This is a genomic window from Paracraurococcus lichenis (genome assembly GCF_030657435.1).
GTDB lineage: Bacteria > Pseudomonadota > Alphaproteobacteria > Acetobacterales > Acetobacteraceae > Paracraurococcus > Paracraurococcus lichenis.
In genome coordinates, this window is record NZ_JAUTWS010000085.1 from 1 (window position 1) to 18,096 (window position 18,096).

At 72.0% G+C, this 18,096-nt stretch carries 12 protein-coding genes; 11 read left to right on the forward strand and 1 reads right to left on the reverse strand.

All coding sequences use genetic code 11. The features are described 5' to 3' along the window. Positions 1–142 precede the first annotated feature (142 nt). The 11 genes from Q7A36_RS33895 to Q7A36_RS33945 all read left to right on the forward strand — a co-directional run bounded on the left by Q7A36_RS33895 (position 143) and on the right by Q7A36_RS33945 (position 17,529). Complete coding sequence (locus Q7A36_RS33895; protein ID WP_456306836.1) at positions 143–490, forward strand: response regulator; 348 nt, start codon at positions 143–145, stop codon at positions 488–490. Positions 491–499: 9 nt separating this feature from the next. Continuing rightward, positions 500–1,057: a protein phosphatase CheZ gene (locus tag Q7A36_RS33900; RefSeq protein WP_305108230.1), complete on the forward strand. Its 558-nt coding sequence runs from the start codon at positions 500–502 to the stop codon at positions 1,055–1,057. Positions 1,058–1,086: 29 nt separating this feature from the next. Then, positions 1,087–2,631, forward strand: coding sequence for a flagellar hook-length control protein FliK (locus Q7A36_RS33905; RefSeq protein WP_305108231.1), 1,545 nt, complete (start codon positions 1,087–1,089; stop codon positions 2,629–2,631). Between the two features lie 20 nt (positions 2,632–2,651). Further along, positions 2,652–3,338: a flagellar hook assembly protein FlgD gene (locus tag Q7A36_RS33910; RefSeq protein WP_305108232.1), complete on the forward strand. Its 687-nt coding sequence runs from the start codon at positions 2,652–2,654 to the stop codon at positions 3,336–3,338. Between the two features lie 116 nt (positions 3,339–3,454). Beyond that, the gene (locus Q7A36_RS33915; protein ID WP_305108233.1) at positions 3,455–5,164 is read left to right on the forward strand and encodes a methyl-accepting chemotaxis protein; all 1,710 of its coding nucleotides are present in this window, start codon (positions 3,455–3,457) and stop codon (positions 5,162–5,164) included. 60 nt (positions 5,165–5,224) lie between these two features. After that, positions 5,225–7,288: a methyl-accepting chemotaxis protein gene (locus tag Q7A36_RS33920; protein WP_305108234.1), complete on the forward strand. Its 2,064-nt coding sequence runs from the start codon at positions 5,225–5,227 to the stop codon at positions 7,286–7,288. Positions 7,289–7,348: 60 nt separating this feature from the next. Next, positions 7,349–9,412, forward strand: coding sequence for a methyl-accepting chemotaxis protein (locus Q7A36_RS33925; protein ID WP_305108235.1), 2,064 nt, complete (start codon positions 7,349–7,351; stop codon positions 9,410–9,412). A gap of 76 nt (positions 9,413–9,488) precedes the next feature. Continuing rightward, entirely contained in the window at positions 9,489–11,552 is a 2,064-nt protein-coding gene (locus Q7A36_RS33930) for a methyl-accepting chemotaxis protein (protein WP_305108236.1), read from the forward strand. 77 nt (positions 11,553–11,629) lie between these two features. Continuing rightward, the gene (locus Q7A36_RS33935; RefSeq protein WP_305108237.1) at positions 11,630–13,318 is read left to right on the forward strand and encodes a methyl-accepting chemotaxis protein; all 1,689 of its coding nucleotides are present in this window, start codon (positions 11,630–11,632) and stop codon (positions 13,316–13,318) included. Positions 13,319–13,506: 188 nt separating this feature from the next. Beyond that, the gene (dctP, locus tag Q7A36_RS33940; RefSeq protein WP_305108238.1) at positions 13,507–14,523 is read left to right on the forward strand and encodes a TRAP transporter substrate-binding protein DctP; all 1,017 of its coding nucleotides are present in this window, start codon (positions 13,507–13,509) and stop codon (positions 14,521–14,523) included. A 3-nt stretch (positions 14,524–14,526) separates the two neighbouring features. Beyond that, positions 14,527–17,529 carry a bifunctional diguanylate cyclase/phosphodiesterase gene (locus tag Q7A36_RS33945; protein ID WP_305108239.1) on the forward strand — a complete coding sequence of 1,001 codons (3,003 nt, stop codon included), beginning with the start codon at positions 14,527–14,529 and terminating at the stop codon, positions 17,527–17,529. Positions 17,530–17,578: 49 nt separating this feature from the next. Here the strand turns inward: Q7A36_RS33945 and Q7A36_RS33950 are convergent, their stop codons facing one another. Next, entirely contained in the window at positions 17,579–17,896 is a 318-nt protein-coding gene (locus Q7A36_RS33950; RefSeq protein WP_305108240.1) for a hypothetical protein, read from the reverse strand. Positions 17,897–18,096 lie beyond the last annotated feature (200 nt).

Consider the following 18,096-nt stretch of genomic DNA (forward strand, 5'->3'; position numbering starts at 1 on the left):
GGCACCGCTATGCGAAAAATGCTCTCCCCAACTAGCGTGATTGCGCGGATTTCGCAATGCTAATTCAACCCTTGCGGAATTTCGCCGTTCCGGCTTGGTTAGGCAAGCTTGCGTAGAGGGGCTGGCCGTGAAGATCCTTGTCGTGGACGACTATCCGACGATGCGCCGCATCGTGCGAAATCTGCTCGACCAGATCGGGTACAAGGAGGTGGAGGAGGCCGGGGACGGCGTGGCGGCGCTGGAGCGGGTCCGCGCCACCCGGTTCGACCTGGTGATCTCGGACTGGAACATGGAGCCGATGACCGGGCTCGACCTGCTGAAGCAGATCCGTGCCGATGCGGCCCTGTCGAAACTGCCCTTCATCATGGTCACGGCCGAGAGCAAGACCGAGAACGTCGTCGCCGCCAAGCAGGCCGGCGCGTCGCAGTACATCGTCAAGCCGTTCACGGCCGAGACCCTGAAGGCGAAAATCGCCGCCGTCATGGGTTGAGCCGGGGCCATGGACATCCTGCCCCAGCACCGGGCGGCCGAGCATGTCGACAGCCTCGCGGAGGCCCGGGCGGAGATGCGGCAGATGGCCGCGCTGCTTGCGCAGACCCGCGCCGAGGTCATTGGCCTGGCGCCGCCGCCCGGCGCCCCGCCGCGGCTCGGCGAGGCCAACGACACCCTCGACATGGTGGTCATCGAGACCGAGCGCGCCGCCTTCGAGATCATGCGCCAGGCCGAGCGCATGCAGGCCGCCGCCGTCCGGTTGGACGACACGGCCGGGCCGGAATATGCCGCCGATGCGGCGGCGGTGAACGAGGCAGCGACCGCCATCGTGATGGCCTGCATTTTCCAGGACATCACGGGGCAGCGGATCCGCAAGGTCATCGGTGCCTTGCGGGAGGTCGAGGCACGCGTCGCCCGGCTGATCGAGTTGCTGGGGATCGCGCCGGATGAGGTGCAGAGCGTGCAGCAGGGCGTCGAGGCTGTGGGCGATCCGCTGCTGAATGGCCCGAGTTCCCCCGAGCAGGGCGGCCTCGGCCAGGGTGCCGTCGACGACCTCTTCGCGTGATCCGCACCCGGCGGAGCAAAGGTTGAACCATGTCGCTCTCGATCGCTGCCGGGCCTCTCCTGGCCCAGCCACCGACCGCTCCGCCCGCCGGCAGCACTGCACCAGCCGGCGACCCGCAGGTCTTCGCCACCCTGCTGGACGATGCGATGCCGGTGCCGGGGACACCCCCGGCACCGGCCGCCACCGTCCCGACGGGGCAGGTCCGGACCCCGCCGCAGCCGCCAGGTCCTGTTGTCCGGACGGGTGCGGCAAGCCTGGCGGTCCTCCTCGAGGGGCCGGCGGCCACCCCGGCCTGGCCGGTGGTGGACCCCTTGGCCGTGGATCCGCTCCTCGGCGCCCGGTCGGTCGCAGCGGATGCGGCAGCGCCGGCCAAGGACACGGCCGGCACGGAGGATCCCGCCCTGGCCCCGGCGGATGCGGCCCTGGCGCCGGTAATGCCGGCGCCGGTCCTGCCTGCCTCCCTGCCGACCGTGCCGGCGGTCCCGTCACCCGCGCTCATGCCCCTGCCCGCCACGCCGCCGGGCCCGGCCGCCCTGGCGGCTGCCAGCGGCGGCGAGGCGGCCGCGGCAGGCCCTGCCCCCCCGGCCGCCTCGCCGCCGCCTGAGCCGGACGCGAAGGAGCAGGCAGCCCGACCGGCCCAGCCGGCGGCACCGGGCAGCGTGGCAGTCCTGCCCCCGGACGCCCCTCCCCTGCCTGCCATACCGACGCGTGCCCAGCTTAATGCGAAAAATAATGAAAGGCTCGCCTCGGCCCGCAGCCCTGCGGCGGAGGTCGAGCCTGCGCTGCCGACCGGCGCCGATGCGCCGTCCGTCCCGCCGCCGGTACCGGTCGTCACCCCGGCCGCAACGGCCACGCCGGCACCGGCGATCCTACCGGCTCCGGCGAGCTCGCCAGCCCCGGTGGTCACGCCGGCGACAGGGATCACCCTGACCCAGGGGATCACGCCGGCGCCGGCCGCGGCGGAGAGCGCCAAGGCGCGCGTCGCCGCAGACGGCGACGCACCCGCGGCAGTCGTACCGCCAGCGCAGGCCGATCCCGACGTCTCTCCTGCGGCGCCGATCGTGTCGTCGGCCCTGGCCACGCCGCCCCCGGAAGCAGCGCCGCGCGCCCTGCCGGAGGTCCAGGCGCAACCCCAGGCGCAGCCCGCCGCCCTCCCGCCGCGCCTCGCAGCCGAGGCCGGCCACCAGGTCGCGCTGCGCGTGGCCCGCGCCGCGGAGCACCGCATCGAGACGATCTCCGTCGATCTGCGCCCGCCCGAGCTCGGCCGCGTCGAGGTGCGGCTCAGCTTCCGCGACGGCGCGGTGCATCAGGTGGTCGTCGCGGCGGAGCGGCCGGAGACCTTCCAGTCCTTCGCCCAGGATCGCAGCCAGCTGGAACAGCAGCTCGCGCGCGCGGGCATCGAGCTCGGCAGCGGCGGCCTCGATTTGCGGCAGGGCGACATGGGCCGGCAGGACGCCGAGGCGCGGACCGGCGCCGGATCGCAGGGCATCGTCGCCGCCGAGGACGAGGCGGCGGAGCCGCCCGTGGCACAGCGCCTGCGCGCCCTCGACAGCCTCATCGACATCATCGCCTGAGCCAGAGCGGAGCCCCCCAGATGGCGACCACCCCGATCAGCAGCGTCACCGCCGGCAACACCCTCGCCTCGCAGCAGACTGCGGCGACGAAGAGCCTCGGTAGCGGGAACCAGGACCTGAACCGCTTCCTCACACTGCTGACCGCGCAGCTGAAGTACCAGGATCCGATGAACCCGACCGACGCGACCCAGTTCGTCGCGCAGCTCGCGCAGTTCTCCCAGGTCGAGCAGCAAACCAAGAGCAACACGCTGCTGCAAAAGCTCGCCGATGCCAGCGCCGGCAACCAATTGACGCAGGTGGCGGGGCTGATCGGCAAGCAGGTGACCGCGGCGGCGAGCAGCCTGGCGGTGCCGGCCTCCGGCGCGGCGGCGCCGGTCTCGGTCACCGTGAACGATGTGACGCTCAGCAGCCCCCGCCTGCTGGTGAAGGACGCGGCCGGCACGGTGCTGCGGAGCATCCCGGTCAGCAGCGGCACCAGCACGGTCACCTTCGATGGCAACGACGCCAAGGGCCAACGCCTGCCGGCCGACGTCTATGCGCTCAGCCTCGTCGGCACCGACTCCAAGGGCCAGGCGCAGACGGCGGGCAGCATCAGCACGGCCGGCCGCGTGGCGGAAGTGCGCAGCCAAGCCAGCGGTGGCTACCAACTGGTCTTGGAGGACGGCCGCAGCGTGGATGCGTCCGGTCTGACCAGCCTTATGGATTAGCGGTGTCGCGCGGCCCGGCATCTTGACCCAATCCAGCCTGTCGGCCGCCGGCCGCACCCGGCGGTCGTGACCATCTCCTGCCTCACGCAACGACCGTCAACTCGAGACTCCGTCCCATGGCCCTCTTCGAGAACCATAAGGTCCGCACCAAGCTCGGCATTGCCTTCGGCGCGCTCGTGGCGCTCTTCGCCGTTGATGGCGTCATGTCGGTGCAGCAGTTGTCCTCGCTCAACGGCGCGACATCGCAGCTCGTGAGCAACTGGATGCCGGCCATCGACCAGCTCGGTCAGCTGGGGATGAACCTGGCCCGCGCCCGCGCCGCCCTCGGCCAGGCGCTCCTGGCGCCGGAGCCGGAGATGCAGGCCAATGCCATGCAGGTGCAGCGCGCTGCGCTGGAGGCGGTGCAGGAGAACTGGCGCGGCTACGAGCCGACGATCACGCCGGGCGAGGAGGAGCAGCTTGCCCGGAAAGTCCGGTCACTGCTGGACGAGTACCGGGCGCAGGCCGAGCAGATCACCAGCCTCGCCCTCGCGCAAAAGGCCGAGGCGGCCACGAAGCGCTTCGCCGACGCCTATGACACCTACCAGAACGCGATCGACGCTATCCGCACGGACCAGGCCCTCAACCGACAGAAGGGCGCGGCAGAGGGCGTGGCGGCTACGGAGACCTATGGGCGCGCATTGTGGATCATCGGGCTGGCGAGCCTGCTCGCAGCGGCCATGGCTATGGTTTCGGCCATGTGGCTCAACCGGGCGGTGGTCGCACGCGTGTTGCACTTGGCCGCCGTAACGCGCCAACTGGCGCGGCGCGACTATGCCTTCGACCTGTCCTGCGTGAGCCGGGGCGACGAGATCGGCGACCTCGCCCGCGCGCTCGACGAGTGCCGCACCGGGCTGCGCGCGGCCGATGCGCTGGCCTCCGAGCAGGCGGCGGAGCAGGCGACAAGGGCGGCGCGGGCGGAGCGGCTGGCCGCGCTGCTGCGCGGCTTCGAGGCCAAGGTGCGCCGCACCGTCGAGGTGCTCTCGACGGCGGTGTCGCAGCTTCAGGGCACCGCCCGCGCCATGGCCGGCAGCGCCGAGGGCACCCTCGAGCGCGCCGGCGCGGTCGCCGCCGCGGCTGAGCAGACCAGCGCCAATGTCCAAACCGTCGCCGCCGCCGCCGAGGAACTCTCCGCCTCCATCGCCGAGATCACCCGCCAGGTCTCGCAGAGCTCCAAGGTCGCCGGCCAGGCCGTCGCCGAGGCGCGGCGCACCGACGAGGTCGTCCGCGGCCTCGCCGAGGGCGCCCAGCGCATCGGCGAGGTCATGCGCCTGATCACCACCATCGCCGGCCAGACCAACCTGCTCGCGCTCAACGCCACCATCGAGGCAGCCCGCGCCGGCGAGGCCGGCAAGGGCTTCGCGGTGGTCGCCTCCGAGGTCAAGAACCTCGCGGCCCAGACCGCCAAGGCCACCGAGGAGATCGCGGCCCAGGTCGGCGCCATGCAGTCGGCCACCGGCGATGCGGTCGGCGCGATCCAGGCGATCGGGACGCGCATCGCCGAGGTGAGCGAGATCGCCGCCACCATCGCCGCCGCCGTCGAGGAGCAGGGCTCGGCGACCTCCGAGATCGCCCGCAGCGTGCAGCAGGCCGCGGCCGGCACGCAGAGCGTCTCGGGCGCGATCGGCGCGGTCAGCCGTGCCGCCGGCGAGGCCCGCACCACCGCCGGCCAGGTCGCCACCGCCTCGGAGGAACTCGGGCGCCAGGCCAAGACCCTCGACCAGGAGGTCGGCAGCTTCCTCGACAGCGTCGCCCAGATCGAGACCACAGCGCGCCGGTCCGCCTGAGCCGGACGCCAGGTCGGCAACCATGCATCACCGAGCGGAAAGATTGAGACGGAGGCCGCAATGCGCAAGCTTACCCTGACCCAGTTGCTCCTGATTGCGGTTGCCTGCCCGCTCGTCATGGCGCTCGGCCTGGCGGGTCACATGAGCTGGCAGGCACTCTCCGTCTATCGTGCGGCGACGGAGACCGTCGCCCTCGAGCGGCTCGCCACCGCGACGGCGAAGGTCGGCATTGTCCTGCCGCAGGAGGGCCGTGCTTCCCGCGTCTTTGCCGCGAGCGGCTCGTCCACGGACCAGGCGCAGGTCCGCAGCCGGCGCGAGACCACCGATCGTGCCCTGGCAGACTTCCGTAAGATCATGGCTGAGACCGCGGTCACCGATCGCCAGACGCGCGAGGACCTCGCCTTCATCGACGACGCGGTCCGCGGCCTGGGCGAGCTGCGGAGCAAGACCGATGCCCGCAATCTGACGGCGGCGGACACCTCGCGGGTCATGCGGCCCATCATGGCGCGGAGCTACGGCCTGATCGCCCGGCTCGCCTCGCTCGCGCCGGATGCCGGGATGAAGCAGGCGGCGCTCGCCTACCAGGCGGTGCTGATGCTGTCGAAGGGCATCGCGGGCGAGATTTCGGGCGGTGCCCAGGCGGTCCGCGACCGGGCCTTCCTACCGCCAGCGGTCTTCAACTTCGCACATGCCGCGGGTGAGGTCGTCGATTTCGGCAGTCAGGTCCGCAACCTGGCACCGCCGGCCGTGGCCGCACGATGGGAGGAGTACCAGCGGAGCGCAAATGCCCGCGCGATCGACGCCATGCGCACGGAGATCCTCGGCATCGCCGAGGGCCGGCCGGTCGATCCGGCGATGTTCCAGCGCTGGAACGCCGAGAACGAGGAGCGGCTGCGGGTGGTCGGCGAGATGGTCGAGGCGATGGGCGCCGCGCTGACCGAACAGGCCGAGGCGGCGCGCGACGAGGCCTGGTCCACCCTGCTGACCTTCGCAACGGTCATGCTCGGCTTTCTCGGCGTCGTGCTGGGCTTCAGCCGGGTGACGCTACGCACCATCGGCGCGGTGCTGCACCGGCTGTCGGAGACGATGACCGCCCTCGCCGCCCGCGACTACACGGTGGCGGTGCCCGGTCAAGAGCGCCGGGACGAGATCGGCGCCATGGCCCGCACGGTGCAGGTCTTCAAGGACGGCCTCGTCCACGCCGATGCGCTGGCCTCCGAGCAGGCGGCGGAGCAGGCGGCACGAGCCGCGCGGGCGGAGCGGCTCGCGGCATTGCTGCGCGGCTTCGAGGCCAAGGTGCGCCGCACCGTCGAGGTGCTCTCGACGGCGGTGTCGCAGCTGCAGGGCACCGCCCGCGCCATGGCCGGCAGCGCCGAGGGCACCCTCGAGCGCGCCGGCGCGGTCGCCGCCGCCGCCGAGCAGACCAGCGCCAATGTCCAGACCGTCGCCGCCGCCGCCGAGGAGCTCTCCGCCTCCATCGCCGAGATCACCCGCCAGGTCTCGCAGAGCTCCAAGGTCGCAGGCCAGGCCGTCGCCGAGGCGCGGCGCACCGACGAGGTCGTCCGCGGCCTTGCCGAGGGCGCCCAGCGCATCGGCGAGGTCATGCGCCTGATCACCACCATCGCAGGCCAGACCAACCTGCTCGCGCTCAACGCCACCATCGAGGCGGCGCGGGCCGGCGAGGCCGGCAAGGGCTTCGCGGTGGTCGCCTCCGAGGTCAAGAACCTCGCAGCCCAGACCGCCAAGGCGACCGAGGAGATCGCCGCCCAGGTCGGCGCCATGCAGTCGGCCACCGGCGACGCGGTGGGGGCGATCCAGGCGATCGGGACGCGCATCGCCGAGGTGAGCGAGATCGCGGCGACCATCGCCGCCGCCGTCGAGGAGCAGGGCGCGGCGACCTCCGAGATCGCCCGCAGCGTGCAGCAGGCCGCGGCCGGCACGCAGAGCGTCTCGGGTGCGATCGGCGCGGTCAGTCGCGCTGCCGGCGAGGCCCGCACTACCGCGGGCCAGGTCGCCACGGCCTCGGAGGAACTCGGGCGGCAGGCCAAGACCCTCGACCAGGAGGTCGGCAGCTTCCTCGACAGCGTCGCCCAGATCGAGACCACAGCGCGCAGGTCCGCCTGAGCCGGACGCCAGGTCGGCAACCATGCATCACCGAGCGGAATGATTGAGACGGAGGCCGCAATGCGCAAGTTTACCCTGACCCAGCTGCTCCTGATTGCGGTTGCCTGCCCGCTCGTCATGGCGCTCGGCCTGGCCGGCCACATGGGTTGGCAGGCACTCTCCGTCTATCGCGCAGTGACGGAGACCATCGCCCTCGAGCGGCTCGCCACCGCCACCGCGAAGGTCGGTATTGTCCTACCGCCGGAGGGTCGTGTCTCCCGCGCCTACTCCGCAAGCGGATCGCCCACGGACCAGGCGCGGGTCCAGAGCCAGCGCGAGGTCACCGATCGCACCCTGGCAGACTTCCGCAGGATCATGGCCGAAACTCCCGTCACTGATCGCCTGACGCGCGAAGATCTCGCCTTCATCGACGACGCGGTCCGCGGCCTGGGCGAGCTGCGGAGCAAGACCGATGCCCGCAACCTGTCGGCGGCGGACACCACGCGGGTCATGCGGCCCATCATCACGCGGAGCTACGGCCTGATCGCCCGGCTCGCCTCGCTCGCGCCGGATGCCGGGATGAAGCAGGCAGCGCTCTCCTACCAGGCGGTGCTGATGCTGTCGCAGGGCGTCGCGGGCGAGATTTCGGGCGGCGCCCAGGCGATCCGCGACCGGGCTTTCCCACCGTCGGCGCTCGCCAATTTTGCGCGTTCCTCGGGCACGTTCATCGATTTCGGCAACCAGGTCCGCAACCTGGCGCCGCCGTCTGTGGTTGCGCGGTGGGAGGAGTACCAGCGGAGCACAAATGCCCGCACCATCGATGCCATGCGTACGGAGATCCTCGGCATCGCCGAGGGCCGGCCGGTCGATCCGGCGATGGTCCAGCGCTGGAACGCCGAGAACGAGGAACGGCTGCGGGTCATCGATGAGATGGTCGAGGCGACGGGAAAGGCGCTGACCGAACAGGTCGAAGCCACGCGCGACGACGCCTGGTCCGGCCTGCTGACCTTCTCGGCGATCACCCTCGTCACGCTTTGCCTCGTGCTTCTCCTCAGCCGCATGATCCTGCGCAGCATCGGCGCCGTGCTGCATGGGTTGTCGGAGACGATGACCGCCCTCGCCGGCCGCGACTACACGGTGGCGGTGCCCGGTCAGGAGCGCCGGGACGAGATCGGCGCCATGGCCCGCACGGTGCAGGTCTTCAAGGACGGCCTCGTCCACGCCGAGGCGCTGGCGGCCGAGCAGGCGGCCGAGCAGGCGGCACGAGCCGCACGGGCGGAGCGGCTGGCCGCGCTGCTGCGCGGCTTCGAGGCCAAGGTGCGCCGCACCGTCGAGGTGCTGGCGACGGCGGTGTCGCAGCTGCAGGGCACCGCCCGCGCCATGGCCGGCACCGCCGAGGGCACCCTCGAGCGCGCCGGCGCGGTCGCCGCCGCGGCCGAGCAGACCAGCGCCAATGTCCAAACCGTCGCCGCCGCCGCCGAGGAACTCTCCGCCTCCATCGCCGAGATCACCCGCCAGGTCTCGCAGAGCTCCAAGGTCGCAGGCCAGGCCGTCGCCGAGGCGCGGCGCACCGACGAGGTCGTCCGCGGCCTCGCCGAGGGCGCCCAGCGCATCGGCGAGGTCATGCGCCTGATCACCACCATCGCCGGCCAGACCAACCTGCTCGCGCTCAACGCCACCATCGAGGCAGCCCGCGCCGGCGAGGCCGGCAAGGGCTTCGCCGTAGTCGCCTCCGAGGTCAAGAACCTCGCGGCCCAGACCGCCAAGGCCACCGAGGAGATCGCGGCCCAGGTCGGCGCCATGCAGTCGGCCACCGGCGATGCGGTCGGCGCGATCCAGGCGATCGGGACGCGCATCGCCGAGGTGAGCGAGATCGCCGCCACCATCGCCGCCGCCGTCGAGGAGCAGGGCTCGGCGACCTCGGAGATCGCCCGCAGCGTGCAGCAGGCCGCGGCCGGAACGCAGAGCGTCTCGGGCGCGATCGGCGCGGTCAGCCGTGCCGCCGGCGAGGCCCGCACCACCGCCGGCCAGGTCGCCACCGCCTCGGAGGAACTCGGGCGGCAGGCCAAGACCCTCGACCAGGAGGTCGGCAGCTTCCTCGACAGCGTCGCCCAGATCGAGACCACAGCGCGCAGGTCCGCCTGACAAGGCGCCCGGACCCACAACCGGGCCCGGGCACCTGACGCAGCCCCCCTACCACCTCGGATCGAGCACTCCCGCCATGCGCAAGCTCAGCCTGTCCCAACTTCTTCTGCTTGCCGTGGCCTGTCCTCTCGTCGCGGCCCTGGCTTCGACCACGATCCTCGGACTCCAGAGCTGGTCGGCTTACCGAGAGGCGGAGCAGACCATCGCCCTGCAGCGGCTCGCCTCCGCCTCGGCACAACTGGGAGCCATCCTGCCTCCGGAAGGCAGGATCTCGCGGGCTTTCGCCGCGAGCGGCTCGGCGGAGGACCGGGCCCGCATGCTGGCCCGACGCGAGGCCACCGACCGGCAACTGGCGGAGTTCCGCCGCGCGGTCGGCGCCACCACCATCACCGACCCGGTCGCCCGCGAGGATCTCGAGTTTATCGAGCAGCGTATGCGCGGCTACGGCGAGTTGCGCGCGAAGGCGGACGCCAGGACAGTCACGGCAGCCGACGCCGCGCAGGTGAATCGCCCGATTTTCGCCAGGACCTATGGTCTGGTCGCCCGGCTCGCCTCCTTGTCCGGTGATGCAGGGGTCAAGCAGGCGGCGCTGACCTATCAGGCGACGCTCCTCCTGTCGCAGGGCGTCGCGGGCGAGATTTCCGGCGGCACGCAGGCCATCCGGGACGGCACCATGCCACCGGCGGCGCTCGCCAACTTCATCGATGCCTCCACCACGGCTCGGGGCTTCGCCAGCCAGATCCGCTATCTGGCGCCGGCCGCTATCACCGAACGGTGGCAGGCCTATCTGCGGAGCACGAATGCACAGGCGATCGAGGCCATGCGGCGGGATATCCTCGGCATTGCCGAAGGCCGGCCGGTCGATGCCACGCAGGCACAGCGCTGGATCGACGTGAACGAGGAGCGCCTGCGCGTGGTGGACGAGCTGGTCTCCGCCGCCGGCGACGCGCTGGCGGCAGAGGCGGAGGCGCGGAGTAACGACGCCTGGTCCGGCCTGTTGACCTTCTCGGCGATCACCCTCGTCACGCTCTGCCTCGTGCTTCTCCTCAGCCGCATGATCCTGCGCAGCATTGGCGCCGTGCTGCACCGGCTGTCGGAGACGATGACCGCCCTCGCCGCCCGCGACTACACGGTGGCGGTGCCCGGTCAGGAGCGCCGGGACGAGATCGGCGCTATGGCCCGCACGGTGCAGGTCTTCAAGGACGGCCTCGTCCACGCCGAGGCGCTGGCGGCCGAGCAGGCGGCGGAGCAGGCGGCACGAGCCGCACGGGCGGAGCGGCTGGCCGCGCTGCTGCGCGGCTTCGAGGCCAAGGTGCGCCGCACCGTCGAGGTGCTGGCGACGGCGGTGTCGCAGCTTCAGGGCACCGCCCGCGCCATGGCCGGCACCGCCGAGGGCACCCTCGAGCGCGCCGGCGCGGTCGCCGCCGCGGCCGAGCAGACCAGCGCCAATGTCCAGACCGTCGCCGCCGCCGCCGAGGAACTCTCCGCCTCCATCGCCGAGATCACCCGCCAGGTCTCGCAGAGCTCCAAGGTCGCAGGCCAGGCCGTCGCCGAGGCGCGGCGCACCGACGAGGTCGTCCGCGGCCTCGCCGAGGGCGCCCAGCGCATCGGCGAGGTCATGCGCCTGATTACCACCATCGCCGGCCAGACCAACCTGCTCGCGCTCAACGCCACCATCGAGGCGGCGCGCGCCGGCGAGGCCGGCAAGGGCTTCGCGGTGGTCGCCTCCGAGGTCAAGAACCTCGCGGCACAGACCGCCAAGGCCACCGAGGAGATCGCGGCGCAGGTCGGCGCCATGCAGTCGGCCACCGGCGACGCGGTCGGCGCGATCCAGGCGATCGGGGCGCGCATTGGTGAGGTGAGTGAGATCGCAACTGCCATCGCTGCCGCCGTCGAAGAGCAGGGTGCGGCCACCTCCGAGATTGCTCGCAGCGTGCAGCAGGCCGCGGCCGGCACGCAGAGCGTCTCGGGTGCGATCGGCGCGGTCAGCCGTGCCGCCGGCGAGGCCCGCACCACCGCCGGCCAGGTCGCCACCGCCTCCGAGGAACTCGGGCGACAGGCCAAGACCCTCGACCAGGAGGTCGGCAGCTTTCTCGACAGCGTCGCCCAGATCGAGACCACCGGCCGCCGCATGGCTTGATGCGGATCGACCACGCAAGCGTGTCCGGATCACCTTCCACCAACGCCAGGACGGCCCAGATACGAGAGCCCACTCACATGCTCACAGCCTTCCATCGTTCCCTCGGAGCACGCCTCAACGCTCTGCTCGGGCTGCTGGCGGCTTGCGCTATCGCCTCGGCACTCGCCGGCTTCTTCATGTTCCGCGGCTATCAGGACCATGTCGTCGAGGCGTCCAGGGCAGCGGAGGCGGCGCGACTGGCGGAGCGGGTGGACGCGCACATCCTCGCAGTGGTGATGGAGACCCGCGGCCTCTACATCGCACGGAACCCGACAGAGGCGCAGCGCTTCGCCAATCTCATGCGTGAGCGCATCGAGCGGCTGCGCGAAGACCTTGCCGCATGGCGCCCGCTGGTTGCTCCGGCGGAAGCGGAAGCTTTCGGACGACTGGACCGGACCGCCACCGAGTTCATGCGCTACCGCCTCGAACTGATGCGCATCGGCGTCGAGGAAGGTGCAGCCGCCGTAGAGCGTGCCGGCAACAACGAACAGAACCGCAGCTCCCGTCAGGCCCTGAACCGCGCAACCGAGGAGAACGGTGCGGCTGCGGCGGCACGCGCCAGGCAATTGCAGGCGGCAGCGGCCGATGCGGCAGACCGCTTTGCCTGGCTGCTGCTCGGACTCACCTGCGTGGCCGTCCTGGCCGTCAGCCTCGGCGTCGTCACCGTCGTCCGCCGATCCATCCTGATGCCGCTTGCCGCTATGACCGAGCGGCTCGGGACCATGGCGATGGGGGATCGCGTCAGCGCCGTTCCTGGGGTCGAGCGCGTGGACGAGGTCGGCCGCATGGCTGCGGCGGCCGAGCAGCTACGCGTGAGTCTGCAGCGCGCCGACGCGCTGGCCTCGGAACAGGCGGCGGAGCAGGCGGCCAAGGCGGCGCGGGCGGAGCGGCTGGCCACGCTGCTGCGCGGCTTCGAGGCCAAAGTGCGCCGCACCGTCGAGGTGCTGGCGACGGCGGTGTCGCAGCTTCAGGGCACCGCCCGCGCCATGGCCGGCAGCGCCGAGGGCACCCTCGAGCGCGCCGGCGCGGTCGCCGCCGCCGCCGAGCAGACCAGCGCCAATGTCCAGACCGTCGCCGCCGCCGCCGAGGAGCTCTCCGCCTCCATCGCCGAGATCACCCGCCAGGTCTCGCAGAGCTCCAAGGTCGCAGGCCAGGCCGTCGCCGAGGCGCGGCGCACCGACGAGGTCGTCCGCGGCCTCGCCGAGGGCGCCCAGCGCATCGGCGAGGTCATGCGCCTGATTACCACCATCGCCGGCCAGACCAACCTGCTCGCGCTCAACGCCACCATCGAGGCGGCGCGCGCCGGCGAGGCCGGCAAGGGCTTCGCGGTGGTCGCCTCCGAGGTCAAGAACCTCGCGGCACAGACCGCCAAGGCCACCGAGGAGATCGCGGCGCAGGTCGGCGCCATGCAGTCGGCCACCGGCGACGCGGTCGGCGCGATCCAGGCGATCGGGGCGCGCATCGGCGAGGTGAGCGAGATCGCGGCGACCATCGCCGCCGCCGTCGAGGAGCAGGGCTCGGCCACCTCCGAGATCGCCCGCAGCGTGCAGCAGGCCGCGGCCGGCACGCAGAGCGTCTCGGGCGCGATCGGCGCGGTCAGCCGTGCCGCCGGCGAGGCCCGCACCACCGCCGGCCAGGTCGCCACCGCCTCGGAGGAACTCGGGCGCCAGGCCAAGACCCTCGACCAGGAGGTCGGCAGCTTCCTCGACAGCGTCCGCGCGGCCTGAGCCTTGCAAGGCCCAGGCGAGGCGCCGGCGTCCTTGCAAAGAAGAGGCACCACGTTGAGGAGTGGGCCATACCGGATTGCATAAGATCGGCCCAGCCGGCTTCCCCGGCCGGACCGAACGCGATGCACGCCACAGCCATTAACCCCGGCTCGCCTGTCCGTCGCCTGTGGCTCGCCCTGCAGGCCACCATGCTCGCAGGCCTGCTCGCCACCGGGGCGGCCTTTGCCGAGGAGCCGCCGATCGAGCTCGACGTGCTCGGTGGCCTCGCCGTCATCAGCCAGTATGAGCGGCTCGAGAAGCCGTTCTGGATCCAGCGGCTGCCAGAGATCACGCAAGGCCGCGTCCATGCGCGCATCCAGCCCTTCGACCGCAGCGGCATCGCCGGGCAGGAGGTCCTCAGGCTCCTGCGCCTCGGCGTCCTCTCCTACGGCAATATCCTGCTCGGTCTGGCGGCGGCAGAGGAGCCGGAGCTGAACGCGGTGGACCTGCCGCTGCTCAGCCCGGACATCGCCGCGTTGCGCCGGACCGTCGAGGCCTGGCGGCCCTGGATGGAGGAGGTGCTGCGCGACCGGTTCGGCCTCGAGCCCCTCGCCGTCTATAGCTATCCGGCGCAGGTCCTGTTCTGCCGCGATCCCTTCCAGGGGCTCGAGGTGGCCGGGCGTCGGATCCGCACCTCCTCGGTCGGGCAATCGGAGCTGGTGCGGGCGCTCGGTGGCACGCCGGTGGTGATCCCCTTCGCGGAGATCATGCCGGCGCTGCGCGACGGCGTGGTCAGTTGCGCCATCACCTCGGTCCTCGCCGGCCAGGCCATCGAACTCCAGGCGAAGGCACCGCATGTCGGCCGCATCGGCCTCAGCTGGGGGCTGAGCGTCTTCGTCGCCAACCAGGCCGCCTGGCAGGATGTCCCCGAGGATCTCCGCGTCCGGATCCGACAGGGCATCGGCGAACTCGAGCGCGCGATCTGGGAGCAGGCCGACCGCGAGTCTGCGGTAGGACCCGCCTGCGGGGTCGGCCCGGCGCCCTGTGGCGCCGCGCGCCCGGTTCCCAACGCCGAGAGAGCGGCCAGCCAGGACGATACCCGACGCCGGCGCCTGCTCACCGAGACCATCATTCCGCGCTGGATGGAGCGCTGCGGCCTGCAATGCGCCAGGGCCTGGAACCGCCACATGGCGCCGGTCATCGGCGTCACGGCCGAGATCCGCTGACCCATGCCGCTCCGGATCCTCGGCAGGATCATCCTGCTCACGGCCGGCCTGCTGATCCTCCTGATCGCGGCGGGCAGCGCCCTGGCGATCCGGCGGACGCACGAAGCCGCGGAGGCGGCAGCCGCGGCGATGGCGCAGCGCGGCGCGGCGGTGACCGAGAGCGCCGTCAACCGCTTCTTCCTGCAAGTGGACGGCACGCTCATGGGGCTGCCCGCACTGCTCGAGCAGGCCTCATCGTCCGGTGCGCTCGATGCCGCGGCGATGTCCCAGCTGCTCCGCAGCCTCGGCTTCCAGAACCTCAACTTCCGCGACCTGCTGCTGGTGCGCGAGGACGGGTGGATCTGGGCGGCGGCGCAGGCTGCCTCGGAGGGCCGGCTGCTGCCAGTTCATCCCAGGGCGCTAGCCGCTTCGCCACGGCGGGGCGCGATCACGGTCGCCGGGCCCGTGCTCAACCCTGTCACCGGCGAATGGGCGCTGTTCTTCGCCCGCACCATCCGGCTGACGGGCAGCGAGGTGCGCTATGCCGTGGCCGAGGTGCCCGTTCCGTTCGTCGCCGGGCTACTGGCGCCGGCCGCCGGGCCCGGCATCCGCGTCGCGCTCGAGCGCGCGGACGGGGCGCTGCTGGCGAGCGTGCCGCATGACGAGACGCTGATCGGTCGCCCTGCCGAGGCAGCAGCGCTCCTGCTGCAGGGCGAGGCGCCACCGGAAGAGGTCTTCACGGCGACGCGGCCGGCGCTCTACCCCGCCATCCGTGTGACCGTGTCGATCGATCGGGCTGTGGCCATGGCCGGCTGGGCGAGGGACCGCGAGCGCCTGCTCCTCGGTAGCCTCACCGCCCAGATGGTCGTGGTGGCACTCGGCGGCGCGCTGTTGCTCGCGCTGCGCCAGCGCGCCCGGACGGAGGCGGAGCGCCAGCACGGCCGGGCCACACTGGAGCGCGCGATCGAATCCATGCCCGACGGCTTCGTCATGTTCGATTCCGCGGAGCGGCTGGTGACCTGCAACCAACGCTACCGCGATATGTATGCGGTCAGCGCGCCGCTGCTCCTTCCGGGTGCGCGCTTCGAAGACATCATCCGCGAGGGTGCACGGCGCGGCCAGTATCCGGAGGCCGGCGAGGACATCGAGGGCTTCATCCGATTCCTGATGGAACGGCGCCGCGGCGACCATCCGCCCATGGAGCGGCTGCTGCCGGACGGCAGCTGGATCCTGGTGACAAACCGGCGTACGCCGGATGGCGGCACGGTCGGCATCCGCACCGACATCACTGCGCTGAAGCAGGCGATGCACGACCTGGCCGAGAGCGAGGCGCGCTTCGCGCGCGCCATCGCGGCGGTGGGCATGGGCACCTGGGACTGGACGATCACCTCCGACGCGCTGCACCTCTCGGTCGGCTACGAGGCGCTCTATGGCCGCGAGCCCGGCGCCCTGCCGACGGCCCGGGCGGCGGCGGCGCTCGTGCATCCCGAGGACGCCGCGGCCTATGCCGACGCGATCGAGCTTGCCCTGTGCGGAGAGGCGGGCTGTGACGTCGAGTTCCGGGTGATCTGGCCGGATGGTACGGTGCACTGGCTCCGCCTGCAGGGGCGGGCCGAGTTGGGACCGGGTGGCCGTGCGGTCCGCATGAGCGGCGTGACGCAGGACGTGACCGAGAAGCACCAGGCAGAAGCGCGGATCGCGTACCTGGCGCACCACGATGCGCTGACGGGCCTGCCGAACCGGGTGCTGTTCCGTGAGCGGCTGAATGCCGCCCTGGGCCGGGCGCGGCGGGGCGAGAGCTTCGCGGTGCTCTGCCTCGACCTCGACCGCTTCAAGGAGGTGAACGACACCCTCGGCCATGCGCTCGGGGATGCGCTGCTGCGGTCGGTGGCCTCCCGGCTGGAAGCGGTGCTGCGCGAAACCGACACCCTCGCCCGTTTGGGCGGCGACGAGTTCGCGGTGATCCAGGACCGGCTCGACCGCTCGCACGACGTCGCCGCGCAGGCGCGCCGGCTGGTCGAGGCACTCGCCGCCCCCTTCGATCTGGAGGGCAACCAGGTGGTGATCGGCACCAGCATCGGCATCGCGGTCGCGCCCACGGACGGGCTGGACGCCGACGCGCTGCTGAAGAACGCCGACATGGCGCTCTACCGCGCCAAGGCTGAGGGGCGCGGGCGCTGGTCCTTCTTCGAGCCCGAGATGGAGGCTCGCCTGCAACTGCGTCGCGGCCTCGAGATCGATCTCCGGCGCGCCCTGACCGCAGGGGAGTTCGAACTGCATTACCAGCCCATCGTCACCATCGCGTCCCGCCAGGTCTCCGGTCTCGAAACCCTGCTGCGCTGGCGCCACCCCGAGCGCGGCCTGGTGCCGCCCGACGCCTTCATCCCGCTCGCCGAGGAGATCGGCCTCATCGTCCCGCTCGGCGAGTGGGTTCTCGCCCAGGCCTGCCGGGAGGCGGTATCCTGGCCCAGCGCGCCGAAGGTGGCCGTGAACCTCTCACCCGCGCAGTTCGCCAGCCGCGGCCTGGTGGATGCGGTCGCCGCCGCTCTCGAGCAGTCCGGCCTCGACCCCGCCCGGCTCGAGCTCGAGATCACCGAGACGGTGATGCTGCAGGACACGGAGACGACGCTGGCGACCCTGCACCGGCTGAAGGCGCTCGGCGTGCGCATCGCCATGGACGATTTCGGCACGGGCTACAGCTCGCTCAGCTACCTCCAGCGCTTCCCCTTCGACAAGGTCAAGATCGATCGCTGCTTCACCCGCGAACTCGACAAGTCCCACCAGAGCAATGCCATCGTGCGGGCGGTGACCGATCTCTGCGCCGCCCTCGGCATGACCACCACCGCCGAGGGCGTCGAGACCGAGGCGCAACTCGAGGCGCTCCGCCGCAAGGGCTGCTGCGAGGCACAGGGCTACCTCTTCAGCGAGCCCCAGCCCGCCAGCCGCGTCCCCGCCCTCCTCGACCAGCTCGGCGTCCCCCCCAAGCCAGATCCCGGCACCACCCCGCCCCTGCACGCCTTCGCCTGACGAAGTCGGGCCACCGCACCTGGCGGTGTCCCGGCACCGCGCGGTCCGGTCAGACCAACAGGTCGAGCCTCGGCGAAACCTCCTCGCGGCCGGGGACGCAGGCCATGCCGCCATAGGCCGCCTGCACCAAGCGGCGCGCCCCGCCCGTGATGGCCGCAACCCGGTCCGAGGCCCGGCGGCGCGGGGCACCGGCCACGAGCGTGGCGCGCCGTGGCGCCAGGACGTCCAGCCTGTCGCGGGCGACGGCGCGCAGCACGTCCTCGGTCGTGGGGTGTGCGACGAGGGAGCGAAGCTTCTCGACAGCACCGTGGCGACGGGCCGTGGCTGGCGCGGCGCCGTCTGGACAGGATTGGTTCCGATTGCTCATGGCCATGTCGCGTCGCCGGAACGGGATGTTGCTTCCGCCGCGCAGGCCCTTCGAGGGGATTGCGCCTCGCGCCAACTCGTACCGGCACGATAACGGACAGCATCCAGGATTGCCGGCGTTGGCGCAAGGCATGCGATGCCGTCCAGCACCTGCAGCAACGCCCATGACCGGTGATCGGCCGCAAGCCCGGCCGTTCAGGG

Bases quoted from the DNA above. Each gene is read 5' to 3' on its own strand.
- Q7A36_RS33900 (WP_305108230.1), top strand. From the start codon at position 500: ATGGACATCCTGCCCCAGCACCGGGCGGCCGAGCATGTCGACAGCCTC.
- Q7A36_RS33905 (WP_305108231.1), top strand. From the start codon at position 1,087: ATGTCGCTCTCGATCGCTGCCGGGCCTCTCCTGGCCCAGCCACCGACC.
- Q7A36_RS33910 (WP_305108232.1), top strand. From the start codon at position 2,652: ATGGCGACCACCCCGATCAGCAGCGTCACCGCCGGCAACACCCTCGCC.
- Q7A36_RS33915 (WP_305108233.1), top strand. From the start codon at position 3,455: ATGGCCCTCTTCGAGAACCATAAGGTCCGCACCAAGCTCGGCATTGCC.
- Q7A36_RS33920 (WP_305108234.1), top strand. From the start codon at position 5,225: ATGCGCAAGCTTACCCTGACCCAGTTGCTCCTGATTGCGGTTGCCTGC.
- Q7A36_RS33925 (WP_305108235.1), top strand. From the start codon at position 7,349: ATGCGCAAGTTTACCCTGACCCAGCTGCTCCTGATTGCGGTTGCCTGC.
- Q7A36_RS33930 (WP_305108236.1), top strand. From the start codon at position 9,489: ATGCGCAAGCTCAGCCTGTCCCAACTTCTTCTGCTTGCCGTGGCCTGT.
- Q7A36_RS33935 (WP_305108237.1), top strand. From the start codon at position 11,630: ATGCTCACAGCCTTCCATCGTTCCCTCGGAGCACGCCTCAACGCTCTG.
- dctP (WP_305108238.1), top strand. From the start codon at position 13,507: ATGCTCGCAGGCCTGCTCGCCACCGGGGCGGCCTTTGCCGAGGAGCCG.
- Q7A36_RS33945 (WP_305108239.1), top strand. From the start codon at position 14,527: ATGCCGCTCCGGATCCTCGGCAGGATCATCCTGCTCACGGCCGGCCTG.
- Q7A36_RS33950 (WP_305108240.1), bottom strand. From the start codon at position 17,896: ATGAGCAATCGGAACCAATCCTGTCCAGACGGCGCCGCGCCAGCCACG.